The sequence below is a fragment of the Agromyces fucosus genome (genome assembly GCF_004134865.1).
Classification (GTDB): domain Bacteria; phylum Actinomycetota; class Actinomycetes; order Actinomycetales; family Microbacteriaceae; genus Agromyces; species Agromyces fucosus.
Genome location: NZ_SDPO01000001.1, coordinates 1,225,275 through 1,251,391 on the forward strand (window position 1 = coordinate 1,225,275; position 26,117 = coordinate 1,251,391).

General features: G+C 71.4%; 25 protein-coding genes. 16 read left to right on the plus strand and 9 right to left on the minus strand.

Annotation, left to right across the window (positions count from 1 at the left end; translation table 11 throughout):
- Nucleotide 1: 1 nt before the first annotated feature.
- From ESP57_RS05515 to ESP57_RS05525, 3 genes are all read right to left on the minus strand, one after another.
- A complete protein-coding gene (locus ESP57_RS05515; protein WP_243648408.1) occupies nt 2–1,234 on the minus strand; it encodes an MFS transporter in 1,233 nt (410 codons plus the stop codon).
- A gap of 134 nt (nt 1,235–1,368) precedes the next feature.
- Nucleotides 1,369–2,913, minus strand: a complete 1,545-nt coding sequence (locus ESP57_RS05520; protein WP_129230804.1) for an NCS2 family permease — start codon at nt 2,911–2,913, stop codon at nt 1,369–1,371.
- Nucleotides 2,914–2,925: 12 nt separating this feature from the next.
- Nucleotides 2,926–3,489, minus strand: coding sequence for a nucleoside deaminase (locus tag ESP57_RS05525; protein ID WP_129230805.1), 564 nt, complete (start codon nt 3,487–3,489; stop codon nt 2,926–2,928).
- A gap of 231 nt (nt 3,490–3,720) precedes the next feature.
- On the opposite strand from ESP57_RS05525, the gene ESP57_RS05530 reads away from it, so the two are divergent.
- Genes ESP57_RS05530 through moaA form a run of 5 tightly spaced genes read left to right on the plus strand, consistent with a single transcriptional unit; the run spans nt 3,721 to nt 8,122 of the window.
- Nucleotides 3,721–4,125, plus strand: coding sequence for a TOBE domain-containing protein (locus ESP57_RS05530; protein ID WP_056013036.1), 405 nt, complete (start codon nt 3,721–3,723; stop codon nt 4,123–4,125).
- Nucleotides 4,122–4,958 carry a molybdate ABC transporter substrate-binding protein gene (modA, locus tag ESP57_RS05535; protein WP_243648409.1) on the plus strand — a complete coding sequence of 279 codons (837 nt, stop codon included), beginning with the start codon at nt 4,122–4,124 and terminating at the stop codon, nt 4,956–4,958. Before ESP57_RS05530 ends, modA begins: the two co-directional genes overlap by 4 nt.
- Nucleotides 4,955–5,800, plus strand: coding sequence for an ABC transporter permease (locus ESP57_RS05540; RefSeq protein ID WP_424219313.1), 846 nt, complete (start codon nt 4,955–4,957; stop codon nt 5,798–5,800). The genes modA and ESP57_RS05540 overlap by 4 nt, the downstream gene beginning before the upstream one ends.
- Nucleotides 5,797–6,954 (plus strand): sulfate/molybdate ABC transporter ATP-binding protein, encoded by a 1,158-nt coding sequence (locus ESP57_RS05545; RefSeq protein WP_129230806.1) that lies wholly within the window; start codon nt 5,797–5,799, stop codon nt 6,952–6,954. Before ESP57_RS05540 ends, ESP57_RS05545 begins: the two co-directional genes overlap by 4 nt.
- Before the next feature lie 40 nt (nt 6,955–6,994).
- Nucleotides 6,995–8,122, plus strand: coding sequence for a GTP 3',8-cyclase MoaA (gene moaA, locus ESP57_RS05550; RefSeq protein ID WP_129230807.1), 1,128 nt, complete (start codon nt 6,995–6,997; stop codon nt 8,120–8,122).
- Between the two features lie 10 nt (nt 8,123–8,132).
- On the opposite strand, the gene ESP57_RS05555 is transcribed toward moaA, so the two are convergent.
- On the minus strand, nt 8,133–8,546 hold the full coding sequence (locus tag ESP57_RS05555; RefSeq protein ID WP_129230808.1) for a molybdenum cofactor biosynthesis protein MoaE: 414 nt from the start codon (nt 8,544–8,546) through the stop codon (nt 8,133–8,135).
- A 37-nt stretch (nt 8,547–8,583) separates the two neighbouring features.
- Nucleotides 8,584–9,747: a ThiF family adenylyltransferase gene (locus ESP57_RS05560; protein ID WP_129230809.1), complete on the minus strand. Its 1,164-nt coding sequence runs from the start codon at nt 9,745–9,747 to the stop codon at nt 8,584–8,586.
- Between the two features lie 70 nt (nt 9,748–9,817).
- Between ESP57_RS05560 and ESP57_RS05565 the strand changes: the two genes are divergently transcribed.
- The 5 genes from ESP57_RS05565 to ESP57_RS05585 all read left to right on the plus strand — a co-directional run bounded on the left by ESP57_RS05565 (nt 9,818) and on the right by ESP57_RS05585 (nt 13,097).
- Complete coding sequence (locus ESP57_RS05565) at nt 9,818–10,066, plus strand: MoaD/ThiS family protein (RefSeq protein WP_056010367.1); 249 nt, start codon at nt 9,818–9,820, stop codon at nt 10,064–10,066.
- 73 nt (nt 10,067–10,139) lie between these two features.
- On the plus strand, nt 10,140–11,447 hold the full coding sequence (locus ESP57_RS05570) for a molybdopterin molybdotransferase MoeA (protein ID WP_129230810.1): 1,308 nt from the start codon (nt 10,140–10,142) through the stop codon (nt 11,445–11,447).
- Nucleotides 11,440–11,916 carry a cyclic pyranopterin monophosphate synthase MoaC gene (gene moaC, locus ESP57_RS05575; RefSeq protein ID WP_129230811.1) on the plus strand — a complete coding sequence of 159 codons (477 nt, stop codon included), beginning with the start codon at nt 11,440–11,442 and terminating at the stop codon, nt 11,914–11,916. Before ESP57_RS05570 ends, moaC begins: the two co-directional genes overlap by 8 nt.
- On the plus strand, nt 11,913–12,413 hold the full coding sequence (locus ESP57_RS05580; protein WP_207904482.1) for a MogA/MoaB family molybdenum cofactor biosynthesis protein: 501 nt from the start codon (nt 11,913–11,915) through the stop codon (nt 12,411–12,413). The genes moaC and ESP57_RS05580 overlap by 4 nt, the downstream gene beginning before the upstream one ends.
- Before the next feature lie 90 nt (nt 12,414–12,503).
- Entirely contained in the window at nt 12,504–13,097 is a 594-nt protein-coding gene (locus ESP57_RS05585) for a GNAT family N-acetyltransferase (protein ID WP_129230812.1), read from the plus strand.
- A gap of 43 nt (nt 13,098–13,140) precedes the next feature.
- Here the strand turns inward: ESP57_RS05585 and ESP57_RS05590 are convergent, their stop codons facing one another.
- From ESP57_RS05590 to ESP57_RS05605, 4 genes are all read right to left on the minus strand, one after another.
- Nucleotides 13,141–14,412, minus strand: coding sequence for a D-arabinono-1,4-lactone oxidase (locus ESP57_RS05590; RefSeq protein ID WP_129230813.1), 1,272 nt, complete (start codon nt 14,410–14,412; stop codon nt 13,141–13,143).
- Between the two features lie 143 nt (nt 14,413–14,555).
- Complete coding sequence (locus ESP57_RS05595; protein WP_243648410.1) at nt 14,556–15,242, minus strand: phosphatase PAP2 family protein; 687 nt, start codon at nt 15,240–15,242, stop codon at nt 14,556–14,558.
- 75 nt (nt 15,243–15,317) lie between these two features.
- The gene (locus ESP57_RS05600) at nt 15,318–16,604 is read right to left on the minus strand and encodes a multidrug effflux MFS transporter (RefSeq protein ID WP_082571386.1); all 1,287 of its coding nucleotides are present in this window, start codon (nt 16,602–16,604) and stop codon (nt 15,318–15,320) included.
- A 245-nt stretch (nt 16,605–16,849) separates the two neighbouring features.
- A complete protein-coding gene (locus ESP57_RS05605) occupies nt 16,850–18,016 on the minus strand; it encodes an ROK family transcriptional regulator (RefSeq protein ID WP_129230814.1) in 1,167 nt (388 codons plus the stop codon).
- 144 nt (nt 18,017–18,160) lie between these two features.
- Here ESP57_RS05605 and ESP57_RS05610 point away from each other — a divergent pair, with 144 nt between their 5' ends.
- From ESP57_RS05610 to ESP57_RS05635, 6 genes are all read left to right on the plus strand, one after another.
- The gene (locus tag ESP57_RS05610; RefSeq protein WP_056010390.1) at nt 18,161–19,456 is read left to right on the plus strand and encodes an extracellular solute-binding protein; all 1,296 of its coding nucleotides are present in this window, start codon (nt 18,161–18,163) and stop codon (nt 19,454–19,456) included.
- A gap of 13 nt (nt 19,457–19,469) precedes the next feature.
- A complete protein-coding gene (locus ESP57_RS05615) occupies nt 19,470–20,507 on the plus strand; it encodes a carbohydrate ABC transporter permease (protein ID WP_129230815.1) in 1,038 nt (345 codons plus the stop codon).
- Nucleotides 20,504–21,373: a carbohydrate ABC transporter permease gene (locus tag ESP57_RS05620; protein ID WP_056010396.1), complete on the plus strand. Its 870-nt coding sequence runs from the start codon at nt 20,504–20,506 to the stop codon at nt 21,371–21,373. Before ESP57_RS05615 ends, ESP57_RS05620 begins: the two co-directional genes overlap by 4 nt.
- 65 nt (nt 21,374–21,438) lie before the next feature.
- Nucleotides 21,439–23,826, plus strand: a complete 2,388-nt coding sequence (locus ESP57_RS05625) for a beta-xylosidase/alpha-l-arabinosidase (RefSeq protein WP_129230889.1) — start codon at nt 21,439–21,441, stop codon at nt 23,824–23,826.
- Nucleotides 23,823–25,442 carry a glycoside hydrolase family 43 protein gene (locus ESP57_RS05630; RefSeq protein WP_129230816.1) on the plus strand — a complete coding sequence of 540 codons (1,620 nt, stop codon included), beginning with the start codon at nt 23,823–23,825 and terminating at the stop codon, nt 25,440–25,442. The genes ESP57_RS05625 and ESP57_RS05630 overlap by 4 nt, the downstream gene beginning before the upstream one ends.
- Complete coding sequence (locus ESP57_RS05635) at nt 25,439–26,110, plus strand: polysaccharide deacetylase family protein (protein WP_129230817.1); 672 nt, start codon at nt 25,439–25,441, stop codon at nt 26,108–26,110. Before ESP57_RS05630 ends, ESP57_RS05635 begins: the two co-directional genes overlap by 4 nt.
- Nucleotides 26,111–26,117: the final 7 nt, after the last annotated feature.

Sequence of the window (26,117 nt, forward strand, 5' to 3'; positions counted from 1 at the left end):
CTCACCGCAGCACCGGTCGACGCAGCAGCGCGAGCGGCAGGGTCAGGAGGGCGATCGCCGCCGCAGCGATGAACGCGACCTGGAACGAGAACCCGGCCGCGAGCGCGCCGACGACCACGGCGCCGATGCCGGTGCCGGTGTCGAAGCCGATGTTCCAGACGGTGCTCGCGAAGACCGAGTCACGCGGCACGACGGCGAACGCCTCCCCGAGCGTGAGGTTCTGCAGGCCTCCGTAGCTCAGCCCGACGAGTGCCGCGCCCGTGAGCAGCAGCGGTACCATCTGTGCGCCCGGCGAGACGGACCAGGCCACGAGCGCGAGGCCCGCCACCGTCACCAGCACGAACGGCCAGAGCAGTCGATGCGTTCCGACCCGATCGGCCAGACCGCCCACCAGCCAGCGGGCGGCAGCGGCGGTCGCCGTCACGAACGCCAGTGCGGCCACCGCGGCGGCACCGTCGAGCAGCTGCGGCACGAAGGTGAGCAGCGCGCCGCCCGCGAGCGTGACCCCGAGGAGGATGCCGACGGGGGCGGCGAGCGCGCGCAATTCCGAGAACCGTGCGGCGGCGGAGGCGTGCCGAGGCTCGCCGGGGTCGTGGTGCGAGGCGTGCAGGCGCCGGGCGAGGCGTACGGCCGGGATGATCGCGATCAGCGGCAGTGAGCCGAGGAGGAAGACCGCCCAATAGCCGACCGCCTCGGCGACCCACGGCGCCATCGGCAGCAGCACGAGCTGCGGACCGGCGATGGCGAGCCCGAAGGCGCCGATGGCCCGACCACGGCGCGCGGGCTCGACGAGCTCGGCGACGGCGCTCGAGCCGGCCACCGTCAGCACAGCGAACCCGGCACCGCGCACGGCGGCGATCGCGAGCACGGGCAGCAGGTCGGCGGAGAGGAGGTGCAGGAGCGACGGCATGCCGAGCAGCGCGAGGCCGACGACGAGCACGGCGCCCCACCCGAACCGGTGCAGGGCGGCGGGCACGAACAACTGGCCGATGACCGTGGCGAACATGAAGACGCCGGTGACGAGTCCCGCGCCGGCGGCATCCACGCCGCCCGCAACCGCCCAGAGCGGCGCGACCGGGAGCAGGACCGCGTATCCGGCGAAGCCGAGCGCGGTCATCGTCAGGAGCGCGGGCATGCCCCGCGAGCGCCAGACCGAGTCGACGCGGTCGGCCGGGTCGTGGGCGCGACGGCGCCCGTCGCCCGAGGCATCCGTCGATGGCGTCGTCTTCGGCACGTGCCGTACCTCTCTTCTCTGCAATCGCGTCGACCGGGCGGCCTCGCGCTGTCCGCCGCGCAGCGGTCTGCCCCGGTGGGCACCGAAAGGTGCGCACCGGGGCAGACGCGGCCGTTCGTGCGTCGCTTGCGACCCTAGCCCGCCAGCATCGCCTCGATCGGTCCGCGCACGAAGTACAGCGCGAAGCCGGCGGAGACGACCCACATGAGCCAGTGCACCTTGCGGGCACGGCCCGACAGGGCGTTGACGAGGGCCCAGGAGATGAACCCGACGCCGATGCCGTTCGCGATCGAGTACGTCAGCGGCATCGTCACGATCGTGAGGAAGGCCGGCAACGCGATCGCGAAGTTCGAGAACTTGATCTCCTTGATCTGCGTCATCATCATCGCACCGACGACGACGAGGGCGGCCGAGCCGACCTCGATCGGGACGACGAGGGTCAGCGGCGTCAGGAACATCGAAATCAAGAACAGCACGCCGACGACGATCGCGGCAAGGCCCGTGCGGGCGCCCTCGCCGATGCCCGACGCGCTGTCGACGTAGACCGTGTTCGACGAGGTCGAGGTCGCGCCGCCCGCGATGGCGCCGGCGCCCTCGACGATGAACGCGGAGCGCAGGCGCGGGAAGGTCCCGTCCTTGTGCGCGAGACCGGCATTCTTCGCGAGACCCGTCATCGTGCCCATCGCATCGAAGAAGTTCGAGAACACGAGGGTGAAGACGAGCATCGTCGCCGACAGCATGCCGATGCGACCGAAGGCGCCGAACAGGTCGAACTGACCGACCAGGCCGAAGTCGGGGATCGTCACGAGCGAGGTCGGGAGCTGTGGGATCGTCATGTGCCACCCGCTCGGGTCTTCGAAGCTCGGGCCGAGCACGAGGATCGCCTGCGCGATGATCGCGATGATCGTGCCGGTCACGATGCCGATCAGGATGCCTCCGGGCACACGACGCGCGACGAGGATGCCGATCAGCACGAGGGTGATGAGGAACACGAGGGTCGGGATCGACGTGATCGAGCCCGCGTCGCCGAGCTGCACGGGCGGGCCACCCGGCGTGCGATTCACGAAGCCCGAGTCGACGAAGCCGATGAATGCGATGAACAGGCCGATGCCGACCGTGATCGCGGCCTTCAGCGCCTGCGGCACGGCCTTGAAGATCGCGGTGCGGGCACCGGTGGCACCCAGCAGCACGATGATGACGCCGTTGATGACGACGAGGCCCATCGCCTCGGGCCACGTCACCTGCCCGACGACCGAGACCGCCAGGAAGGAGTTGATGCCGAGGCCCGCCGCGAGGGCGAACGGGAGTCGTGCGAAGAGACCGAACAGGATCGTCATGACGCCTGCGGTGAGGCCGGTGGCCGCACCCACCTGTGCCGGGTCGAGCACGTTGCCGTCGACGTCGGGCACGTTGCCGAGGATCAGCGGGTTGAGGATCACGATGTACGCCATCGTGAAGAAGGTCACGATGCCGCCGCGGATCTCACGGCCGACGGTGGATCCGCGGCCGGTGATCTCGAAGAACCGGTCGAAGGCGTTCTTGGGCTCGGCGTCGACGGTCGTCGTCGCGCCGGTGGGCAGGGGGTTCGGGATGCTCGCGACCGCGAAGGTGTCGGCCGGCAGGGAGTTCTTCGATTCGTCCGCGTGGTCTGCGCCGCGGGTGCTGGTGTCCTGTGACATGTGCGCTTCCACTCAGTACTCGGTACGGGTGGCGGTGCGGCGCCACTCGGTGAACGGGGCCACGCGTACCGCGGCGGGCAGTTCGATGTCGGAGACCGGCATGATCTCCCGGTCGGGGGCGTCGCCCTCGAAGTAGCGGTAGAAGACGGCGTCGTCGAAGCCGGCGTCGGCCGCGTCGTCGCGGGTCGCCGCGAAGTGCACGCTGTCGATGCGCGCCCAGAGGGAGGAGGCGAGGCACATGGGGCACGGCTCGCAGCTCGAGTAGAGCGTGGCGCCCGAGAGGTCGAAGCTGCCGGTGCCTTGGCATGCCGCACGGATCGCCGAGACCTCTGCGTGGGCGGTCGGGTCGAGGTTCGCGGTGACGCGGTTCACCCCCTCGAACACGCGGCCGTCGGCGGTGACGACGATGGCTCCGAACGGGCCGCCCGCGTTGCGCACGTTCTCGGTCGCGATGGCGACGGCGCGGGCGAGGTATTCGGCCGGGGTGGGCGCGGGGGTGGAAGGTGAGGCGGCGGGCTGGGCGGTGGCGGGCTTGCCGTCGGTAGCCGTGACGGTTGAGAGTCCGAGCGAATCCATGAGAGGGCTTCCTTGCTTGTTCATCGCCGGCGCGGTGGACTTCCCCGGGGTACCGGGTGGATCTCCGTTGATCCGACTCATGGGCGGCCGAGCGATGGGCAGGGTTGCTGCGTCGGCCGAGTTCGAAGGTAGCAGCCACTGGGTCGACCGTCCACAGGTTTTTGGAATTGAGATTCCGATGTGTGGAAACCGCGGTTGCGACTCCGCAGATGCGGAAGTATTGTGCAGTTCATGACGCAGTATCGGATCAGTGAAGCCGCCGAGCTCGTCGGCGTGAGCGACGACACCGTGCGCAGGTGGGTCGGCGACGGCGTGCTGAGCGTCTCGAGGGACGCCGCGGGCCGTCAGGTGGTGCCCGGCGTCGAGCTCGCCGCGCGCGCCCAGGCGATCGCGGCTGCGGGTGACGACCGGTCGACCGTGCGCCGCAGCGCGCGCAATCGATTCGTCGGACTCGTCACCCGTGTCGAGCTCGACGGCCTCATGGCCCAGGTCGAGCTGCAGTGCGGCCCGCACCGGGTCGTCTCGCTCATGTCGTCCGAGGCGGCACGCGAACTGCGGCTCGAGGTCGGCTCGCGCGGTGTCGCGATCGTGAAGGCGACGATGGTCGTCGTCGAGACCGAGCAGGAGCACTCGTGAACCGTGCGTGCACCGCTGCCACCCTCGCGCTCGGTGCCCTCACCCTCGCCGCACTGCTGGCGGGCTGCGCCTCGGGCTCGGTCGACGAGCAGGCAACCGCCGGCCCCGAGACCGGTGCGAGCGGGTCCGGCGCCGTCTCCCCGCTCGACGGCGAACTCACCGTCTTCGCCGCGGCATCGCTCGGCAACGCGTTCGACGAACTGGCCGCGCGCTTCGAGCACCTGCATCCCTCGCTCGACGTACTGCCGATCACCTACGACGGTTCATCCGTGCTCGCGACCCAGTTGATCGAGGGCGCACGCGCCGACGTGTTCGCATCGGCCGACGAGAAAAACCTCGACCGGGTCGCGGAGGAAGGCCTCGTCGACGGCGAGCCGGAGATCTTCGCGACCAACGTGCTCGAGATCGCGGTGGCCCCGGGCAACCCGCTCGGCATCGACGGACTCGACGACCTGGCAGATGACGCGGCCCCGGCCCCGATCGTCATCGTGTGCGCGCCCGCGGTGCCCTGCGGTGCCGCGGCGACGACGCTGTTCGGGGAGGCCGGCGTGCAGGTGACCCCGGCGAGCGAGGAGCAGAACGTGACCGCGGTGCTCACGAAGGTGCGCGCCGGCGAGGCCGACGCCGGGCTCGTGTACGTCACCGATATCGCCGCGGCCGGCGACGAGGTCGAAGGCGTTGCGATCGACGGTGCGGATGCCGCGGTGAACCGGTACCCGATCGCCGCGCTCGCCGGCGCACCGAACCCCGAAGCGGCCGCGGCCTTCGCCGAGTTCGTCACCTCCCCCGACGGCGCGGCGATACTCGAGTCCTTCGGCTTCGGCGCACCGTGACCGAGGCGACTCCGGTCGCGGCGACGCGACGCGGGACGGGAGTCGGTCGCCGGGTGAGCCCGGTCCCGGGTCTGCTCGTCGTGCCCGCTGCCATCGGCATCGCCGTGCTCGCGCTGCCGCTGGTCGCGCTCCTCCTGCGGCTCGACTGGAGCGCCGTCCCGGAGGCCGTCACCTCGCCCGCCGCGGTCCAGGCGCTCTCGCTGTCGCTCGCGACCGCCGGCGTCGCCACCGTCTGCTGCCTGCTCCTCGGCATTCCGCTCGCACTCGTCATCGCCCGCGCCGGCCGACGAACGGCGGCGGTGCTTCGAGCCCTCGTCACCCTGCCGCTCGTGTTGCCGCCGCTCGTCGGCGGCATCGCGCTGCTCGCCCTGCTCGGACGAACCGGCCTCTTCGGGGAGAGCCTCGCCCTGCTCGGCGTGCGGCTGCCGTTCACGACGGCGGCGGTCGTGATCGCACAGGTGTTCGTGGCGCTGCCGTTCCTCGTGATCTCGGTCGAGGGGTCGATGCGTGCGGTCGGCACCCGTTTCGAAGCCGTCGGCGCAGGGCTCGGTGCGAGCCCGTTGACCGTGTTCCGGCGCCTCACCCTGCCGCTCGTCGGGCCTGGGGTGCTCGCCGGAACCGTGCTCTGCTTCGCCCGGGCGCTCGGCGAGTTCGGCGCGACGGCGTTGTTCGCGGGCAACACCGCCGGGGTGACGCGCACGATGCCGCTGGCGATCTACACGGCGTTCAACGGCGCCGGGGTCAGCGAGGACACTGCGATCGCGCTCTCGCTCATGCTCGTCGCCGTGGCGATCGCGGTGCTGCTCGTGATGCGCGGCTGGCGAGAGGACGCGCCGCGATGACGGGTGTCGAGGCATCCGGGGCCCTCGTCGCGGAGTTCGCGAGCGAGCGCGGCGCCTTCCGGGTCGAGGCCTCCCTGCGGGTCGAGCGCGGCGAGCTGCTCGCCGTGCTCGGGCCGAACGGCTCGGGCAAGTCGACGCTGCTCGCGACGATCGCAGGCCATCTCGCGCCCACCGAGGGTGTCGTGCGGCTCGGCGATCGCGAACTGGCACGGCGCGACGGCGGCGCAGGGGCGACGATCGACCTCCCGGTGGCCGAACGCAGGGTCGGGCTGCTCGGTCAGGAATCGCTGCTGTTCCGCCACCTCGACGTGCTCGAGAACGTCGCCTTCGGGCCACGAGCACAGGGGCGCGGCCGATCGGCGGCGCGGCTCGACGCGATGACCTGGCTCGAGCGCGTCGGCGCCGCCGAGCTCTCGCGTCGGCGCCCCGCGGAGCTCTCGGGCGGGCAACAGCAGCGGGTGGCGATCGCCCGGACCCTCGCCGCCCGGCCCGAGCTGCTGCTGCTCGACGAACCGTTCGCGGCACTCGACGTGCCCACCGCCGCGACCATGCGACGCCTCATCGGCGAGCTGTGCGCCCAGACGGCGACCCCGACGATCCTCGTGACGCACGACCCGCTCGACGCGATCGTGCTGGCGCAGCGCGCGGCGATCCTGCACGACGGACGCATCGCGCAGCTCGGTCCGGTGGCCGAGGTGCTCGGCCACCCGGCGACACCGTTCGTCGCGGCACTCGCCGGCGTGAACCTCGCGACCGGCGTCGCGACCGGTTCGGGCGGCGTCGCGGTCTCGGGCGCCGACGGTTCGCTCCTGCGGCTCGTTCCGTCCGAGCACGTCGGCGACGGGGGCCGTCCGCTCGGCCCCGCCGCAGCGGGCGCGCCGGCCTCGGCCGTGTTCAGCCCTGCAGCCGTGCACGTCTCACCGCTCGGAGAAGCGGGCGCCGCGGCATCCGACAGCATGATGGCGAACCGCTGGATCGGCACCGTCTCGCTGTTACAGCCCGCCCCGGGAGGGGTGCGGCTGACGACCGAGGAACATCCCGGACTCGCGGTCGACCTGCCCGGCGCTGCGGCTGTCGCCCTCGAGCTCCGTCCGGGTGCGCGACTCGCGTTCATCGTCGCGGCGGCGGAGATCTCGGTGCGCGAGCACGCCTGAGCCGGTGTTACGGTGGCTTCCACGAACAGGGGGTGACTCGATGACGGACACGGCCGTTCCCGTCTCGGCGCCCCGCGTCGCGACGCCGGGCGCGACGATCGGCGTGCGCCGGCTGCCCTCGACGGGCAGCTCGCAGGGCTCGATCACTGACCGGCTCGATCGCCCGATGCGAGATCTGCGCATCTCGATCACCGACCGATGCAACTTCCGGTGCGTCTACTGCATGCCGAAGGCGGTGTTCGGTCGCGACTACGCGTTCCTCGACCGCGACGAGCTGCTGAGCTTCGAGGAGATCACCCGCATCTCGCGCATCGCGGCGGCGCACGGCGTCGAGAAGCTGCGACTGACGGGCGGCGAGCCACTGCTGCGCCGTGGCCTCGAGGGCCTCGTCGAACAGCTGGCCGCATTGCGCACCCCCGACGGCCGCCCGCTCGAGATCGCGCTCACGACCAACGGTTCGGCGCTCGCGGTCAAGGCTGACGCGCTGAAGGCCGCCGGGCTCACCCGCGTCACCGTCTCGCTCGACTCGCTCGACGACGAGCTGTTCCAGTCGATGAACGACGTGCGGTTCCCGGTCTCGCGCGTGCTCGACGGCATCGACGCCGCGCACGCCGCCGGCCTCGGCCCCATCAAGATCAACATGGTCGTCAAGCGCGGGCTCAACGACCACGAGATCCTGCCGATGGCCAGGCGATTCCACGGTTCGCCGTTCTCGCTCCGCTTCATCGAGTACATGGATGTCGGCACGTCCAACGGCTGGCAGCTCGACGAGGTCGTCTCGTCGGCCGAGATCGTGCAGCGCATCGGCGCCGAACTCCCGCTGGAGCCCGTCGCTGCAGCGGCACCGGGCGAGACGGCGGCACGATGGCGCTACCTCGACGGCGGCGGCGAGATCGGCGTGATCTCGAGCGTGACGAACGCCTTCTGCGGCACCTGCAACCGGGCCCGCATCTCGACCGAGGGCAAGCTGTTCACGTGCCTCTTCGCGAGCGAGGGCCACGACCTGCGCGCGCTGCTGCGCAGCGGTGTCGACGACGAGGGGCTCGCCGCGGCGATGGCGTCGATCTGGGGCGCTCGCGACGACCGGTACTCCGAGATCCGCGCGACCCTCACCCCCGAACTGCGTGCGGAACGCAGCAAGGTCGAGATGAGCTACATCGGCGGCTGAGCGCTCGTCGTCAGAGGCCGACCCACTCCGAGACGCCGTCGTCGAAGTGCTGGCGCTTCCAGATCGGCACCTCCTGCTTGATGAGCTCGACGAGCCGTTCGCACGCATCGAATGCCTGCGCTCGATGACCGGCGCCGGCAGCCGCGAAGAGCGCGACATCGCCGATCGCGAGGTCGCCGACGCGATGCGCCGCGGCGACGGCGAACCCGGTCTCCTCGGCGATGCGGCGCACGCAGTCGGCGAGGAACCGCTCGGCCTCGGGGTGCGCCCGGTAGTCGAGCGACTGCACGCCGCGCCCGCCGTCGTGGTCGCGCACCACGCCGCAGAACATGACCACGGCGCCGCTGGCATCTGACTCGACGGCTCGCCGGACGGCGGCCTCGTCGAGCGGTCGGTCGGAGACGACGGCGTACGGTTCGATCACCCCGTGATCCTAACCCTCCGCCTCCGAGGTCAGCCGCTCAGCGCGTGATGAGGTCGTCGGCCACGGCGGCGAAGCGTTCGATGCCGCCGTCGAGCGAGCTCACCTCGGCGTGACCGCGCCGCTGCAGCTCACGCGCGGCGCGCTGCGACCTGATGCCGACCTCGCAGTACACGACGATCGGGCCGTCGCCCGGTGGCGGTTCGGCGCCGCCCAGCAGTTCGGCCAACGGCAGCAGGGTGCTCCCGTCGATGCGTCGCAGCGCCGCTTCGGACGGCTCTCGCACGTCAACGAGCCTGAGCGGCTGGTCCGCACGGATGCGCTGCAGCACCTCGGCCGCCGAGATCGGCGCGACCGCGATGGTGCCGTCGGCGGCGGCATCCGCGGCGCTCGCGTCATCGACTCCGCAGAACAGTTCGTAGTCGATGAGCGAGGTGATCTCCTCCGCGTCGGCGATGACCGAATACGGGATCTCGCGCGTGCGAGCCGAGAGCGCGTCATAGCTCAACACGCGTCCGAGGAGCGGTCGACCGAGACCGGTGACGAGCTTCACGACCTCGGTCGCCATGAGCGCGCCGATGACGAGACACAGGCTCGGCAGCACGCCACCGAGCTCGCACGACGGCACCTCCCCCGGAGCGGGCGGCACCGGGAACAGGTCGCGGTACCCCGGGCCATGGCCGCGCCAGGCGATCCCGACCTGACCGTGGTACCGCAGGATCGCTCCCCAGACGAGCGGCTTTCCCGCAAGATGCGCGGCATCGTTCGTCAGGTACCTCGTCGGGAAGTTGTCACTGCCGTCGACCACGAGGTCGTAGTCGTCGAGGATCCCGGGCAGGTTGGCCGCGGTCAGGCGCTCGTGATGGCGCACGACGCGACACTCGGGGTCGCTCGCGGCGACCGTCTCGGCGAGCGAGTCGACCTTGCTGCGGCCGAGGTCGGCCACGCCGTGGCTGAGCTGGCGCGGCAGGTTGCTGAGTTCGACCGTGTCGAAGTCGGCGATGCCGATCGTGCCGACGCCCGATCCGGCGAGCGCGGGCACGACCGCGCTGCCGAGGCCGCCTGCGCCGACCACGAGTACCCGGGCCGCCTGCAGCCGCCGTTGGGCGAGCTCGCCGAAGCCCGGGAGCATGAGCTGCCGACTGAAGCGCGCGAGTCGCGCCGGAGGCAGCGCTGGCCCGGGTTCGACGAGCGGCTCGGTCATGCCGGCAAGTCTACGCGCGCGGTTTCCGCGTGACGGATTCGCGGTTCCGCGCTCGGGTAGCATCGTGGACATGACGATGGTGACGGTGCGGTACTTCGCGGCGGCCGCCGAGGCGGCGGGGGTCGAAGAGGAGCGCCTCGAGGTCGACGGCGACGCCACGGTCGGCACCCTCCGCGACGAGCTGGCGGCACGATACGGTGCCGACATGCAGCGGGTCCTCCAGAGCGGTTCCTTCCTCGTCGACGGCACCGTGCAGCGCGATCCGGCGACACCCATCGGCGAAGCCGTCGACATCCTCCCCCCGTTCGCCGGCGGCTGAGCACCCGACCACACGCCGGGGCTCCTCGAAACTCGAGAGACCGCAGAACCGACCGCAGAGAGCCGAGGCCCGCATGCGCAGCTACGTCGAACACCAACGTGCGGTGCACGCACTGCTCGATCCGCTCGCGTCCCGTCTCGGAGCGGCCGGCTCCGAGCGGCTCGAACTCTCGGCCGGTTCCGCCCACGGACGGGTCCTCGCCGAGGACGTGCGCTCCCCTATCGACCTGCCGGGCTTCGACAACTCCCAGATGGACGGCTACGCCGTCCGTTCCGCCGAACTCACGAGCGCCCGACCGGGTGCGCCGGTGCGCCTCGACGTCGGCCGCACGAGCGCCGCCGGCGATGCCCCCGTCGCGCTCGAACCGGGCACCGCCTCTCCCGTGATGACCGGAGCGGCGATCCCGCAGGGCGCCGATGCGGTCGTGCCGATCGAGGCCGTCGACCCGCCGGCCTTCCTCGGCCTCGGCTCGGGTCGCCACGACTCCCCCGCCGGCTCCATCGTCGGCTTCACCTCCGCCGTCGAACCGGGCACGTTCATCCGCCGTGCCGGCAGCGACATCGGCGCGGGCTCCCTGCTGCTCCCCGCCGGCACCCGGCTCGGCCCCGCGCAGCTCGGGTCGCTCGCCGCCGCCGGCGTCACCGACGTGCTCGTGCGGCGACCGCTCCGCGTGCTCCTCCTCTCGACCGGACACGAACTGCGACCTCCGGGGCAGCCGCTCCGCCCCGGCCAGATCCATGACGCGAACACCGCGATGATCGGCGCCGCCCTGCGCGAGTGCGGCGTGGAGGTCGCCGAAGCGCTCGCGCCCGACGACGCTGCGTCCGTGCGGGCCGCGGTCGAGGCATCCGTTCGGGTGGCCCCGTCCGGAGCTGCGCGCCCAGCCGACTTCGTGGTGACCACGGGCGGTGTCAGCGCCGGCGCGTTCGAGGTGGTGCGCGAGGCGCTCGCGCCGCTCGGCGTCGAGTTCGTCAAGGTCGCGATCCAGCCGGGCGGGCCGCAGGGCCTCGGCATCGCGGCGATCGACCCCGACGGTGGTGGAGCTCCCATCGAGATTCCCGTGGTGTCCTTCCCCGGCAACCCGGTCAGCGCACTCGTCTCGTTCGAGTTGTTCCTGCGTCCGGTGCTGCGGGAGCTCGCCGGGCTCGCTCCCGACCGAGCGCGGGCGCGCTTGAGGCTCGCGCACGACGTGACGTCGCCCCTCGACAAGCACCAGGTGCGTCGCGGCGTGCTCGACGGCGACGGCGACGTCGAGGTCGGGGCGCCGAGTTCGCACCTGCTCCACGCCTACGCGAACGCCACCGTGCTCGTGCACCTGCCCGTGGGAGTCGGCGACCTGCCGGCCGGAGCCCACGTCGACGTCTGGAGGATCGATGACTGAACCACGACTGACCCACTTGCGCGGCGACGGGTCCGCGCACATGGTCGACGTCACCGACAAGGCGATCACCCGGCGCACGGCGAGCGCACAGGCCGTGCTCGTCACGCGGACCGATGTGGTCGACGCCATCGCCGACGGCAGCCTGCCGAAGGGCGAGGCGATCGGCACGGCGCGCATCGCCGGCATCATGGCGGCGAAGCAGACCTCGACGCTCATCCCCCTCTGCCACCCGCTGCCCCTCACGAAGCTCGACGTCGACATCACGCCCGAGGGCGACCGCGTGCGCATCGTCGCAACGGTCACCACGAAGGGCGTCACCGGCGTCGAGATGGAGGCGCTCACCGCAGCGTCCGTCTCGGCACTCACCCTCTACGACATGATCAAGGCCGTCGACAATCGCGCCGTCATCACCGACGTGATGGTGCTCGCGAAGGCGGGCGGCAAGAGCGGCGACTGGTCGCGCGAATGACCGCGACCGAGCGGATGCCGCGCACCGCCGTCGTCATCGTCGCCTCGACGCGAGCCGCTGCCGGCGTCGCGGTCGACGGCACCGGCCCGGTCATCACGGCGTGGCTGGCCGAGCGCGGCTTCGACGTCGTCGGGCCCGAGGTGGTCGCCGACGGCCTGCCCATCGCCGACGCGCTGCAGCGGGCGCTGGCCGGCCACCCGTCGGTCGTCGTCACGACGGGCGGCACCGGGGTCTCCCCGAGCGACGGCACACCCGAGGCCACGGCTCCGCTCCTCGATCGCGAGCTGCCGGGCTTCATGGAAGAACTGCGTCGTCGCGGTGCGGCGACGACCCCGACCGCCCTGCTCTCGCGCGGGCTGGCGGGTGTCTCTGGGTCGACGCTCATCGTGAACCTCCCCGGCTCTGCGGGCGGGGTCCGCGACGGCCTCGAGCTGCTCGGCGAGGTGCTCGAACACGCGCTCGATCAACTCGCCGGGGGCGACCACCCAGCGAGGTGACTCATCAGCTGGCGGCCGCGGCGGACCGAGCATCTTCGGGCCGGCGATGAGACCCGTGACATCGCTCGGCGATGCTGGCAGGATGACCGCATGGATCGCGTCACGACGCACCGGATCGAACCGCTCACGCCCGAGACGTTCCCGGCGTGGCTCGCGCTCGCGCAGAAGCACAACGGGGTCTGGGGCGGGTGCTACTGCTCGTACTTCCACGACGACACCAAGCACACCGTCAAAGAGGAGCACGACCGGCCGACGTTCAAGCAGCGCCTCGTTGCGGAGGGCGTCGCGCACGCCGCGCTCGTGTTCGACGGCGACGACGCGATCGCGTGGTGCGAGTACGGCAGCCCGGTCGAACTGCCGAACATCTACCACCGCAAGCAGTACGACGCGGGCGAGACCGACCCGGCGCCGTGGCGCATCACGTGCTTCTTCGTCGACCGCGATCACCGGCGTTCCGGAGTGGCGCGGGAGGCCCTGGACGGCGCACTCGAGCTGATCGCGCAGGCCGGCGGGGGCGAGGTGGTCTCGTTCCCCAACGAGCTCGTCCCCGGCAAGAAGACGTCGTCGTCGTTCCTGCACAACGGCACGAGGGCCATGTTCGAGCAGGCGGGGTTCGCGTTCGAGCGTCACATCGGGAAGAGCAAAACCGTGATGCGCAAGACGGTGCCGCCGGCCGGCAACTGACGAAGGAGCGGCGCACCGACGTCAGCGGCTGCGTCGCCTCGCCTCAGAGCCCGAGCCGCGCCGTGTACGCATTGCGGAATCGTCCCTCGGGGTCGAACCGCTCCCGAAGCGCAGCGAAGTCCGCCCAGCGCGGATAGCGCCGTCGCACCTCATCGGCGTCGAGGGTGAAGACCTTGCCCCAGTGCGGCCTGGCCGTTGCGGGCAGCGCCGCTTCGATCGTCGGGAGCAGCGCTTCGACGGCCGCCTGCTCCCGCTTCCACGTGAAGTGGATTCCTACGACGTCGGTGCCGTGGGCCGGGCTCAGCCACAGGTCGTCGCCGCGCAGCGATCTCACTTCGCACACCTGCAGCAGCGGGGCGATCTGCGCGGCGAGACCGCGCATCGCCTCGAGTGCGGCGACGGCGTCGGAGCGGGGCACCAGGTACTCCGACTGCAGCTCCTCTCCGGCCGAGGGCGTGAAATCGAGCCGGAAGTGGGGCAGGCGCTCGTGCCACGGCCCTGGCTCGCCGAGCTGCGCCGTGCAGGCATCGGCGGCCATGCCGGGCAACGGGTGGCGCGGCGCCGTCGCCTCCGTCGCACCGAGCCGGGCGATGAGTGCAGCGGATGCCGCGGCATCCGTCTCGACCGGAAGCCGCCGCTTGACCCACAACTGGTCGGCGCGGTCGGTGTTCGCCCACGTCGTGAAGATGCTGACGCTCGAACCGAGCGCGGTGACGGCGTCGTACTCGGCGAGCACGGCGCTCCACGCGGGACGCTCGTAGACGGTCTGCGCGACGTCGTACGTCGGCTCGACGTCGAGCTCGAGCGCGGTGACGACGCCGAGGGCGCCGAGGTTCACGACGGCGCCGTCGAAGTCAGCCTCGCCGCGTTCGAGGGTGCGTGACTCGCCGGTCGCCGTGATGAACGCGATGGCGCGTACGGCGCTCGCGAGCGAGCCGATGCGGTCGCCCGACCCGTGCGTGCCGGTCGCGACGGCGCCGCCCACCGAGATGTGCGGCAGCGAGGCGAGGTTGCCGAGCGCGAGACCGCGAGCATGGAGCGCCGAGGCGAGCTCGCCGTAGCGCGGGCTCCCCGTGATGCGCACGGCGCCCGGTGCGCTCGAGGCGTCGATCGTCACCGGCAGCCCAGCCGTCTCGATGAGCGTGCCCTCGGTGTCCGCGATGTCGTTGAAGCTGTGCCGCGAGCCGAGCACGCGGAACGGCCCATCGCCTGCGAGCACCTCGCGAAGCTCGTCGATCGAGGTCGGTCGCACGACGCGCGACGCGCGGTAGCTCAGGTTGCCGGCCCAGTTGGTGCCTGCGGATGTCGCGGTCACGCGGTTCCCCTCATCGTCAGAGTGCGAGCGTATCCCCTGCCCGTGCCACTTGCCCGCACCGGGTGCACCGCTCCCCGGTCGCCGGTGGATCGCGCGCACCGCCGTCGAGACGCGCCGCAGGCGACGCGATCGCGCTCGGGTGCTCAGTCCACGAGTGCGCGACGCCGCTCGCCCCAGGCCACTCGTTCGCGCTCGAGCGGACCGGCGAGCGCTGCCCAGAGGAGGAGCGCCACTCCCGCCCCGGCGAGTGCCCCGCCGAGCGTGTCGGTCAGCCAGTGCGCACCGAGGTAGGTGCGACTGAACGCCATCAGCGCGGTGTAGACCGCGCCGACCACCCAGACCCAGGCGCGTGGCACGATCACGCCGATGACGACCGCGATCGTCGCCGCGTTGGCGACGTGGCCCGATGGGAACGAGCCGAAATCGGAGACGACGATCATGTCCTCAGGTCGCACCCGGCCGAAGAGGTGCTTCAGCACCTGCACGACGCCTGCGCTCGCCGCCGACGCCACGATGAAGTAGAGCGCGCCCCACGGCCTCCGGACGATGAGCAGCACGATCGCCGCTCCGACCGGCACGATGAACACGCCGATGACGCCGCCGCCCACTGCGTTCATGACGTAGGAGAACCACTCACCGAACGGCGTGCGGACGCTCACCATGAACTCGGCCCACGCCTCATCGATCGCGAATCGGTTGTCGCCCGACGATGACATGACCAGCATGCCGATGAGGCCCGAGAGGAGGAGCGCCGACACTCCGGCGATGATCGGGACGAGACGAGAGGCCCTCGCCGGGGTCGCTGACGTCTCCACCGGCTCGAGGCTCATTCCCCCACGCTACCGTCGGGCCTGCGGCATCCGCGTGAGGTCGCCGCCGGTTTCGCGGGCGGATGCCCCGCGCCGTCAGTCGCTCAGCGGCGGCACCGTCTTCGGACGCACGAGCAGCCACAGGGCCGCGATCGCCACGACGCCCGCGAGCAGCATCACGAACGCCATGGGTACGGCGCTGCCGACGCCCATGAGGCCGATGAGCGGCGAGATGGCGCCGGCGAGGCCGAAGTTCAACGCGCCGAGCAGCGATGCCGCCGTGCCGGCCTCAGCGCCGTGGTGCGCGAGCGCGAGCACCTGCACCGCGGGGAACGCGAAGCCGCACGCGAGGATGTAGAACCAGAGCGGGACCGCGGTGCCCCAGAATCCGGCGCCGGAGGCGTCGAGCGCCATGATCGTCGCGGCCATCGCGAGGTGCACGACCGTCGTGCCCGCGAGGATCCACTGCGGCTGCACGGAGCCGCGCATGAGTCGCGAGCTGACCTGCACGCCGACGATGACGCCGACCGAGTTCACGGCGAAGAGCAACCCGTACTCCTGCGCGTTGAAGGAGTAGACCTCCTGGAAGAGGAACGACGAGGTCGAGAGGTACCCGAACAGGCCGGTGAACGTCATGCCGCCGATGATGGCAGCGCCGAGGTAGACGCGATCGCGGAAGAGCGCGGCGTAGCGATCGCGCAGGGTCGAGTGGCCCGAGATCCCGCGGCGCGACGGCGGCAGGGTCTCGACGATGAAGAACGCGACCGCCACGACGACGACCGCACCGTACACCGCGAGCACGACGAAGATGCCGCGCCAGTCCATGACCTGGAGGAGCTGGGAGCCGATGACCGGGGCGAGCACGGGAGCGAGCCCGTTCACGAGCGCGAGACGCGACAGCATGCGCACGAGGGGCTTGCCGCCGAAGAGGTCGCGCACCATCGCCATCGCGACGACGCCGCCGGCCGCGGCGCCGAAGCCCTGCAGCAGGCGGAAGACCGAGAGCCAGACGATGTCGGGAGCGAAGGCGGCCGCGAGGGATGCCGCGATGTGCAGCGCCGTCGCGAGGATGAGCGGGAGACGCCGTCCGACCTTGTCGCTCCACGGTCCGACGATGAGCTGGCCGAGGCCGAACCCGATCATGGTGCCCGTGAGCGTCAGCTGCACGGCCGATGCCGAGACGCCGAGCTCGTCCTGCAGCACCGGGAAGGCCGGCAGGTACAGGTCGATCGTGAACGGGCCGAGGGCGGTGAGCGCGCCGAGCACGAGCACGTAGACGAGTCGTTGCCGGCTGGTCAGCCGGTCGCCCGGGTGCACGCCGACGACGGGGGTCGACCTGGTGTCGTCGGGGCGGATGATCGGGATGGAGCTGGTTGAGGACATGTGCGTTCCAGGCGTGCTCGGATGCGGCGGCGCACGCCCTCGGGCGCCGGGAGACTGGGCGGCGGCGTTCCGTGGGACACCGCCGGGTGCGATTCGGCCTTCGCGCGGCTCGAATCGATTCGACAGGGTTCGATTGTAGCCCAGGTCGGTTGCCCCGAGGCAACTCCGAGTCGCATTCGGTTTCATGTACGGATCGCGGGACCGGCTGGGCGGGCCCTTCCGAGGCGTCCGGCGCGCGCCGAGCCTCAGTCCGCGAGCGGATCCGCCAGGAGCCGCGCGAAGGCGAGTTCAGCGGCGCCGATGAGCAACCGGTTCTCGCCGAGCTCGGCGACCCTGATGTCGAGTCCCTCGCTCGCCACCGGCAGGCATTGCGCCGCGACCGCCGCCTCGAGCGCCGCTGCATCGTGCGCAGCGAGCGTGGCGAGGAACCCCCCGAGCACGATGAGCGACGGGTTCAGCACGTTGACGGCGTTGCCGAGCGCGGTCGCGAGGATGCGCTGCTGCCTGGCGAGCTCTTCGGCGACGGCGAGACCGCCGGACGCCGCGATCGCGGCGGCGAGCGTCGGCTCGTCGGCGTGCGTGAGTCCGACGACCTGCAGCAGGCGGGCACGACTCACCTCGTCCTCCAGCACGCCGTCGGGCACGCGGCGATCGTCCTGCCTCGCGATGCCCGGACGGTTCTGGCCGAACTCTCCCGCGTACCCCCGCGTGCCGCTGACGAGACGACCTCCGACCACCAGCCCGCCGCCGATGCCGCTCGCACCGCCGTTGAGGTAGACGAGGTCGTCGACTCCCCGCCCGGCGCCGAAGAGGTGTTCGGCCCGAGCACCGAGGCTCGCATCGTTCGCGACGCCGGCGGGCAGGCCCGTGGCCGACTCGACGAGCTCCCGCACCGGGGCATCCGTCCACTCGAGGTGCGGCGCCCAGCGCACGAGTCCGTCGTCGGAACGCACCTGGCCGGGCACGGCGAGGCCGACCCCGACGATGCGGGCGTCGCGCAACTCGGTCGTCCGCCATCGGGCCAGGACGCCGGCAACGAGGTCCGCCGTCTCTGCGGGTGTCACGAGGTGGTCGACCTCGAGGCGCTCGCGCACCACGATCCGCGCGTTCAGTCCGACCGCGGCGATGGTCACGGCGTCGACCTCGGGGTTGACCACGATCGCCTGCACCGAGGGGTGCGCCGCGACGACCGGCGACGGCCGCCCCACCCGGTTCGTCGGGTCGGGAGCCCGCTCCTCGACGAGACCGAGGTCGGCGAGCTCGGAGGCGAGCGAGGCCACCGTGGAGCGGTTCAGGCCGGTCTCCGCCGTGAGCCGGGCACGCGAGAGCGGTCCTTCGAGATGCGCCAGCACGAGAAGTTTCGAGAGGTTTCGACGATGCACGCCGTCGAACGTGCCGGTTCGGTCTGCCACTCGCCCACTCTATGTTCTCGGAGCCGCGGGCCGACGGTCGACGCGCATAATTTGTTGCGCTTGACGGCAAATCAGCTCCGGGCTAGAGTTCCGGTGTCCAGATCACTTTCGGCGTTGAGGCCGAAACTTTCGAGAGGTTCAACGATGAACACACGAGGCATCGGCAGGTTCACCGCCATCGGCGCCGCCGCGGCACTTGCCGTGGGGGCGCTGGCGGGGTGCAGCGCCGGCGGCGAGGAATCCGGCGACGGGGACGTGTCCCTGACGTTCTGGCACAACTCCACCACCGGTGACGGCAAGGCCTACTGGGAGGCGACCGCAGCCGCCTTCGAGGAGGAGAACCCGGGCGTCACGATCGACATCCAGGCGATCCAGAACGAGGACATGGACGGCAAGCTCCAGACCGCCCTCAACTCCGGCGACGCACCCGACATCTTCATGGCGCGCGGCGGCGGCAAGCTCGCGGCAGTCGTCGAGGCCGGTCAGGCGCAGGACCTCAGCGCCGCGCTCTCCGACGAGACGAAGACCGCCCTCGGCGAGGGCGCGCTCTCGGCGTTCACGGTCGACGACAAGCTCTACGGCGTGCCGTCCTCGGTGCTGCCGGGCGGCATCTACTACAGCAAGGACCTGTTCGCACAGGCCGGCATCACCGAGACGCCGACCACGTTCGACGAGCTCGGCGAGGCCGTCGACAAGTTGAAGGCCGCCGGCATCGATCCCATCGCGCTCGGCGCGAAGGACGCCTGGCCCGCCGCTCACTGGTACTACTTCTTCGCCCTCCGCGAGTGCGGCCAGGACGTCATCACGGGCCTGACCGAGGACCCCAGCTTCTCCGACGAATGCTGGCTCCGCGCCGGTGAGGACCTCGAGGAGTTCGCGGGCATCGAGCCGTTCAACCAGGGCTTCCTGACCACGACCGCCCAGCAGGGCGCCGGCTCCTCCGCCGGCCTCGTCGCGAACCACAAGGCCGCGATGGAGCTCATGGGCGCCTGGGACCCGGGAGTGATCGCCTCGCTCACGCCCGATGAGAAGCCCCTGCCCGACCTCGGCTGGTTCCCCTTCCCCGAGGTCGACGGCGGCGACGGCGAAGCCGGTGCGCTCATGGGCGGCGTCGACGGCTTCTCCTGCTACGTCGATGCTCCCAAGGAGTGCGGCGAGTTCCTCGAGTTCGCCTCGCAGAAGGAGTACCAGGAGGGCTACGCGAACGCGTTCGTGACCCTGCCCGCCAACAAGGACGCCCAGGGCGTCGTGACCGACCCTGCCCTGCAGGAGGTGCTCGCCGCCGTGAACGAGGCCCCGTACGTCTCGGTCTGGCTCGACACGCTCCTCGGCCAGAACGTCGGCAACGCGCTGAACGTCGGCGTCGTCGACCTGCTCGCCGGCAAGGGCTCCGCCCAGGGCATCGTCGACGCGGTCGACGACGCGATCAAGAAGGGCTGAGGCCGAACTCACCATGAGCGTTCGCACCAACTCTCCCGTCGCGGGACGAGTCGACACGGACGACGTCGCGGCCGGAGGCGGCTCGCCGTCTCCGGCCGCCGGCCGGGTCGTCGCGACGTCGCCCGGCGCCCGACGTCGCCCCCGCCGAGACCTCCGCAAGACCATCGAGATCGCCGTGCTCGTGGGCCCGGCGCTCCTCATCTTCCTGGCCTTCGTCATCTTCCCGGTCGTCATGGCCGGCTACTACGGCTTCTTCCGGTGGAAGGGCTTCGGGCCGCCGACCGACTTCGTCGGCCTGCAGAACTACGTCACGATCTTCCAGGACCCCACCTTCCACGAGGCGGTCGCGCACAACGCGATCATCGTCGTGATGTCCCTCGTGCTGCAGGGCCCGGCGGCGCTCCTCCTCGCCCTGCTCCTGAACCGCCCGATGCGCGGGCAGTCCGTGATCCGCGTGCTCATCTTCGCGCCGTACGTGATCGCCGAAGTCGTCGTCGGCACGGGCTGGAGCCTCATGCTCCAGAGCGAGGGCGCTCTGAACGGGCTCCTCGAGAAGATCGGACTCGGCGCCTTCACCCAGGACTGGCTCGCCGACCCCGGCATCGCCATGTGGACCCTCCTCGGCATCATCACCTGGAAGTACATCGGATTCGCCGTCATCCTCTTCCTGGCGGGCCTCCAGGGCATCCCGCAGGAGCTCACCGAGGCGGCGCAGATCGACGGCGCCTCCTACTGGCAGATCCAGCGCCGCATCACGCTGCCGCTGCTCGGCCCGACCCTGCGCATCTGGGCGTTCCTGTCGATCATCGGCTCGCTGCAGCTGTTCGACCTCGTCTACATCATCTGGGGCCAGTACGTCGCCTCGACGGCCGGCACCTCGACCATGGCGACCTACATGGTGGCGAACGGGCGCAACGCGGGCAACTACGGCTACGGCAACGCCGTCGCCGTCGTGCTCTTCCTCATCTCGCTCGTCGTCGCCCTCGTCTACCAGCGCTACGTTCTCCGCCGCGACACCGCCGGCGCCCTCACCGAACGGACGGACCGATGACCGCATCGATCGCCCTGCCCCGGCCTCCGCGGCCGCGCCAGTCCGGCAAGCTGCCCTGGGGCAGCCCCGCCATCTACTTCGTCGGCATCGTCGTGATCTCGCTCATGCTCGCGCCGATCGCGTACATCATCATCGGCGGCTTCCGCACGAACTCGCAGATCACGACGGACCCGTCGGCACTGCCGTCGCCGTGGGTGTTCACGAACTACGCCGACGTGCTCGTCAGCAGCACCTTCTGGGGCGAGGTGCTGAATTCCACGGTCGCGGCCGTCGTGACCACTGTGGGTGTCGTCGCGCTCGGACTCATGGCGAGCTACGTGCTCGCGCGCTACCGCTTCAAGGCCCGCGGCCTGCTCTACGCGATGTTCGCAGCCGGGCTCATGTTCCCGATGACGGTCGCCATCACCCCGCTGTACCTCGTGGTGCGCAACCTCGGCCTCATGAACTCCCTCGGCGGCATCATCCTGCCGCAGATCGCGTTCGCCCTGCCGACGACGATCATCATCCTCGTGCCGTTCCTGCGGGCCATCCCCGACGAGATCGAGGAGGCGGCATCGATCGACGGAGCCTCGCGTCTCGGCTTCTTCTGGCGGATGGTGGTACCGCTGGCACTGCCGGGCGTGATCACGGTCGGCATCCTCGCGTTCATCTCGAGCTGGAACAGCTACATCCTCCCCCTGTTCATCCTGAACAACGAGGCCGCGTTCACCCTGCCGCTCGGCGTGCAGGCGTTCGCGTCCCAGTATTCCGTAGACACGGCCAAGGTGCTCGCGTTCACGTCGCTGTCGATGATCCCCGCGCTCGTGTTCTTCAGCATCTTCGAGCGGCGCATCGTCGGCGGCCTCACGGGAGCGGTCAAGGGATGACCGAGCCGACGACGACGGATGCAACGACCCACGCCACGAACGACACCACGAACACGGATGCCAGGATGACGAACACCACGACCCGACCCGCCGCGGCGACCGAGCCGCCGACCACCTCCCCCATCGCCGCCGATGAGCCGTGGCGCGACCGCTCGCTGCCCGCCGACGAGCGAGCGCGCGCGCTCATCGCCGTGCTCACCCTCGAGGAGAAGGTCGCCCAGCTCTACGGAATCTGGATCGGCGCCTCCGACGACGGCGCGGACGTCGCCCCGCACCAGCACGAGATGACCGGCACGGTGGACCTCGACGCCGTGCTACCCAGAGGCCTCGGCCAGGTCACCCGCCCCTTCGGCACGGCACCGGTCGATGCCGCACTCGGAGCGCAGTCGCTCGCACGGCTGCAGGCGCGCATCGCGGCATCGAGCAGGTTCGGCATCCAGGCGCTCGTGCACGAGGAGTGCCTCGCCGGCTTCGCCGCGTACGGTGCCACGGCCTACCCCGTGCCACTCTCGTGGGGAGCCACGTTCGACCCGGCGCTCATCGAGCAGATGGCACGCCGGATCGGCGCCGACATGCGCTCGGTCGGCGTGCACCAGGGCCTCGCGCCAGTGCTCGACGTCGTGCGCGACGCACGATGGGGCCGGGTCGAGGAGACGATCGGCGAGGACCCGTACCTCGTGGGCAGCGTCGGCACGTCGTACGTGCGCGGGCTCGAGGCATCCGGCATCGTGGCGACGCTCAAGCACTTCGTCGGATACTCGGCCTCGCGAGCCGGCCGCAACCTGGCGCCCGTCTCGGTCGGCGCGCGGGAACTCGCCGACGTGCTGTTGCCGCCGTTCGAGATGGTCGTGCGCGAGGCGGCGCCGCGTTCGGTGATGAACGCGTACACCGACCTCGACGGCGTGCCGACCGCGGCCGACCGCGACCTGCTCACCGGACTCCTGCGCGAGACCTGGGGCTTCGACGGCACCGTGGTCGCCGACTACTTCTCGGTCGCCTTCCTCCAGACGCTGCACGGCACCTCGGGCGACCTCGGCGACGCCGCGGTCGCCGCGCTCGAGGCCGGCATCGACGTCGAACTGCCGACCGTGCACGCCTTCGGCGAGCCGCTCATCGCCGCCGTCGAGGGCGGCCGCATCGCCGAGTCGGTCATCGACCGGGCGCTACTCCGCGTCCTCGTGCAGAAGGTCGAGCTCGGCCTCCTCGACGAGCCGGCCGAGCACGCGGCCTCGACCGGGACGAAGGGGTCCGTCGACCTGGACTCCCCCGAGAACCGCGACCTCGCGCGCCGGATCGCGGAGCAGGCGATCGTGCTGCTGCACAACGACGGAACGCTGCCGCTCGCGGCGCCGACCCGGATCGCCGTCATCGGGCCGACGGCCGACGACCCCCTCGCCGTCCTCGGGTGCTACGGCTTCCCGACGCACGTCGGCGTCCACCACCCCGAGAGCGGGCTGGGCATCGAGCTCCCCACCCTCGTCGAGGCACTCCGCGAGGAGTTCCCCGGTGCCGAGATCGCCCTCGCGGCGGGAACCTCGATCGTCGGCGGCGAGACCGACGGCTTCGCCGAGGCCGTCGAGCTCGCGGCATCCGCCGACGTCGTGGTGCTCGCCCTCGGCGACCGCGCCGGACTCTTCGGCCGCGGCACGAGCGGCGAGGGCTGCGATGCGGAGACCCTCGACCTTCCGGGCGCCCAGGGCGCCCTGCTCGAGGCCGTCCTCGACGCCGGAACGCCGACCGTGCTCACGCTCCTCGCCGGTCGCCCGTACGTGCTCGGCACGGCGCCGGAGCGCGCCGCCGGCATCGTGCAGGCGTTCTTCCCGGGCGAGGAGGGCACACGGGCCCTCGCCGCGATCCTCTCGGGCCGGGTCAATCCGAGCGGCCGGCTCCCCGTGAGCGTGCCGGCCACGCCGGGCGCGCAGCCGTCGACCTATCTCGCGTCGACGCTCGCGCGGCGCAGCGAGGTGTCGAACATCGACCCGACGGCCAGGTACCCGTTCGGCCACGGCCTCGGCTACGCCCCGTTCGCGTGGAGCGACCTCGTCATCGACGAGGCCGAGTCGACGACCGCCGGCAGCTTCCGGATGTCGCTCACGATCGAGAACACCGGCGACCGCACGGGTGCCGAGATCGTGCAGCTGTACCTGCACGATCCCGTGGCCTCCGTCGTGCGACCGCTGCAGCGGCTCATCGGGTTCCAGCGCGTCGAACTCGAGCCCGGGGCGTCCGTACGGCTGGGGGTCGAGGTGCCCGCCGACCTCGCCTCGTTCACCGGCCGCGACGGCCTCCGCATCGTCGAGCCGGGAACACTCGTGCTCGGGTTCGGACGCTCGAGCGGCGACCTGGCGCTGACCGCGTCGGTCGAGCTCTCGGGGCCGGTGCGCGTGGTCGACCAGACGCGAGCGCTCCACCCCGTCTGGACCGCCGAGCGCATGGGCACGGATTCACCGTGACCGCGGCGCGCAATCCGGTGCTGCCGGGCTTCCATCCCGATCCGAGCATCTGCCGAGTGGGCGACGAGTTCTTCGTGGTGACCTCGACGTTCGAGTACTTCCCGGGCCTGCCGGTGCACCGTTCCCGTGATCTCGTCGAATGGGAACTGATCGGACACGTCGTGCACCGCGAGGATCAGCTCGACCTGTCGACGGTGGCGGCGTCGGGCGGCCTCTTCGCGCCGACGATCCGCCACCACGACGGCCGCTTCTTCGTCGTATGCACGCTCGTCGGCGGGGAAGGCCGGCAGGGCAACTTCGTCGTCACCGCGACCGATCCGGCCGGCCCCTGGTCCGACCCGGCGTGGATCGAGGAGGCAGCCGGCATCGACCCGTCCCTGCTCTTCGACGACGACGGTCGCGCCTGGTGGTGCGGCACTCGGCTCGCCGAGCCCGGCGAATGGCACGACCAGACCGAGGTATGGGTGCGGGAGCTCGATCTCGCCACCATGACGCTCGTCGGCGAGGAGCACGTCGTGTGGCACGGCGCCGTCGAGGGCGCCGTCTGGGCGGAGGGTCCGCACCTCTACCGCCTCGACGGCGAGGTGCTGCTCCTCGCGAGCGAGGGCGGCACCGATCGCCACCACGCGGTCAGCGCGGCCCGTGGCGCACGCCCGGCGGGCCCGTTCACGGGCTCGAAGGCGAACCCGCTGCTCACCCACCGTCATCTCGGCGGCGGAGTCGGGGTCGCGAACGTCGGGCACGCGGACCTCGTCGACGACGGCCGCGGCGGCTGGTGGGCGACCGCGCTCGCCACCCGGCGTCTTCCCATCGGCGACGCGAACGCCGATGTCGCGCGCGCCGATGCCCTGCAGGGCCGCGAGACGTGGCTCGTGCCCGTGACCTTCGAGGACGGGTGGCCGGTGTTCGCCCCCGGCGCGGGTCGTCTGCGCGACGAGGTCGACGTCCCGTGGGCCGAGGGCCCGGCCGCCGGGCCGACGATGCTCGTCGACGACTTCGACGGGCTCGCTCTGCATCCCGAACTGCTCACGGTGCGCACCGCCGTCGGCTCACCGAGGGTGCAGCTCGGCGAACGGCCCGGACACCTCCGTCTGCACGCCGTCTCCGGCAGCCTCGCGGAACTCGCCCCGCACGCCTTCGCGGGCTTCCGCCTCGAGCAGCCGACGGCGACCCTCGCGACGGTGGTCGAGGTGCCGGATGCCGCGCCGCCCGGCATGGTCGCCGGCCTCGCGCTGCGCCTCTCCGAGCACCGCCACCTGACGTTCGGCGTGCGCCCGCGTGGCAGCGGCCGCGTCGTGGAGCTCGTGCTCCATGTCGACGGCGAGGACCGGGTGCTCGGTCGCGCGGAGATGCCGGGGGGACGAGTCGGCCTCGTCCTGGAGATCGACGGCTTCGCGGCCATCGCCCGGCTCGAGCACGACGAGCGGCGCAGCGACGTCGGCTCCGCCGACCTCGCACCCCTCAGCCCGAGCACGGGCGGAGGAACAGGATTCGCCGGCGTCGTGGGCGGGGTGTTCGCGATCGGCGCTCCCGGCACCGATGAGCACGGCGCAGCAGGCGCGGCCTGGGCCGACTTCGACCTGCTGAGCCTCGTGCACACGGCCGAACCCGCATGACCGGACGGGGGCCGGAGGTCGTCCCCGGCGGGGCGATCGACCCCGTCACCACTCCCGTGGACCATGCGGAGGACTCCGGCGAGGTCTCCGCCCTCACCTTCGACGACGGCCCGAGCCCGAATACGACGCCCGCGCTGCTGGACTTCCTCGCCGAGCACGACGTGAAGGCGGTGTTCTGCGTCATCGGCCGCAACGTCACCGCACCGGGCGGCGCGGCGATCCTCCAGCGGATCGTCGCCGAGGGCCACGTGCTCGGCAACCACTCGACGAGCTTCGCCGACATGGGCTCGTGGCCGGCATCAGAGGTGCGGGCCGATCTCATCGCGAACCTCGCGATCATCCGCGAGGCGCTCGGCGACGTGAACCAGCCGGTGCCGTTCTGGCGGGCGCCCAACGGCAGTTGGGGTGCCACCCAGCGGGTCGCGGTCGAGCTCGGCATGCAGCCGCTCGCCGTCGTGAACACGATCGACGATTGGGCGACGCAGGATGTCGCGACGCTCACGTCGAACCTGCGTGCGGCGATGAGGCCGGGCGAGGTCGTGCTCCTGCACGACGGCGGTGGCGACCGGGCCGGCACCCTCGCCGCGGTGGAGACGGTCGTGATGGAGCGTCTCGCCGACGGTTGGGGCTTCGCCTTCCCGAAGGGCGCTGGTCATCGGCATCCGTGACCCCGGC

Excerpts from the sequence above, each read along its gene's own strand:
- ESP57_RS05520 (WP_129230804.1), bottom strand. The coding sequence starts at position 2,913 with ATGTCACAGGACACCAGCACCCGCGGCGCAGACCACGCGGACGAATCG.
- ESP57_RS05525 (WP_129230805.1), bottom strand. The coding sequence starts at position 3,489 with ATGGATTCGCTCGGACTCTCAACCGTCACGGCTACCGACGGCAAGCCC.
- ESP57_RS05530 (WP_056013036.1), top strand. The coding sequence starts at position 3,721 with ATGACGCAGTATCGGATCAGTGAAGCCGCCGAGCTCGTCGGCGTGAGC.
- ESP57_RS05545 (WP_129230806.1), top strand. The coding sequence starts at position 5,797 with ATGACGGGTGTCGAGGCATCCGGGGCCCTCGTCGCGGAGTTCGCGAGC.
- moaA (WP_129230807.1), top strand. The coding sequence starts at position 6,995 with ATGACGGACACGGCCGTTCCCGTCTCGGCGCCCCGCGTCGCGACGCCG.
- ESP57_RS05560 (WP_129230809.1), bottom strand. The coding sequence starts at position 9,747 with ATGACCGAGCCGCTCGTCGAACCCGGGCCAGCGCTGCCTCCGGCGCGA.
- ESP57_RS05565 (WP_056010367.1), top strand. The coding sequence starts at position 9,818 with ATGACGATGGTGACGGTGCGGTACTTCGCGGCGGCCGCCGAGGCGGCG.
- ESP57_RS05570 (WP_129230810.1), top strand. The coding sequence starts at position 10,140 with ATGCGCAGCTACGTCGAACACCAACGTGCGGTGCACGCACTGCTCGAT.
- moaC (WP_129230811.1), top strand. The coding sequence starts at position 11,440 with ATGACTGAACCACGACTGACCCACTTGCGCGGCGACGGGTCCGCGCAC.
- ESP57_RS05580 (WP_207904482.1), top strand. The coding sequence starts at position 11,913 with ATGACCGCGACCGAGCGGATGCCGCGCACCGCCGTCGTCATCGTCGCC.
- ESP57_RS05585 (WP_129230812.1), top strand. The coding sequence starts at position 12,504 with ATGGATCGCGTCACGACGCACCGGATCGAACCGCTCACGCCCGAGACG.
- ESP57_RS05595 (WP_243648410.1), bottom strand. The coding sequence starts at position 15,242 with ATGAGCCTCGAGCCGGTGGAGACGTCAGCGACCCCGGCGAGGGCCTCT.
- ESP57_RS05600 (WP_082571386.1), bottom strand. The coding sequence starts at position 16,604 with ATGTCCTCAACCAGCTCCATCCCGATCATCCGCCCCGACGACACCAGG.
- ESP57_RS05610 (WP_056010390.1), top strand. The coding sequence starts at position 18,161 with ATGAACACACGAGGCATCGGCAGGTTCACCGCCATCGGCGCCGCCGCG.
- ESP57_RS05615 (WP_129230815.1), top strand. The coding sequence starts at position 19,470 with ATGAGCGTTCGCACCAACTCTCCCGTCGCGGGACGAGTCGACACGGAC.
- ESP57_RS05620 (WP_056010396.1), top strand. The coding sequence starts at position 20,504 with ATGACCGCATCGATCGCCCTGCCCCGGCCTCCGCGGCCGCGCCAGTCC.
- ESP57_RS05625 (WP_129230889.1), top strand. The coding sequence starts at position 21,439 with ATGACGAACACCACGACCCGACCCGCCGCGGCGACCGAGCCGCCGACC.
- ESP57_RS05635 (WP_129230817.1), top strand. The coding sequence starts at position 25,439 with ATGACCGGACGGGGGCCGGAGGTCGTCCCCGGCGGGGCGATCGACCCC.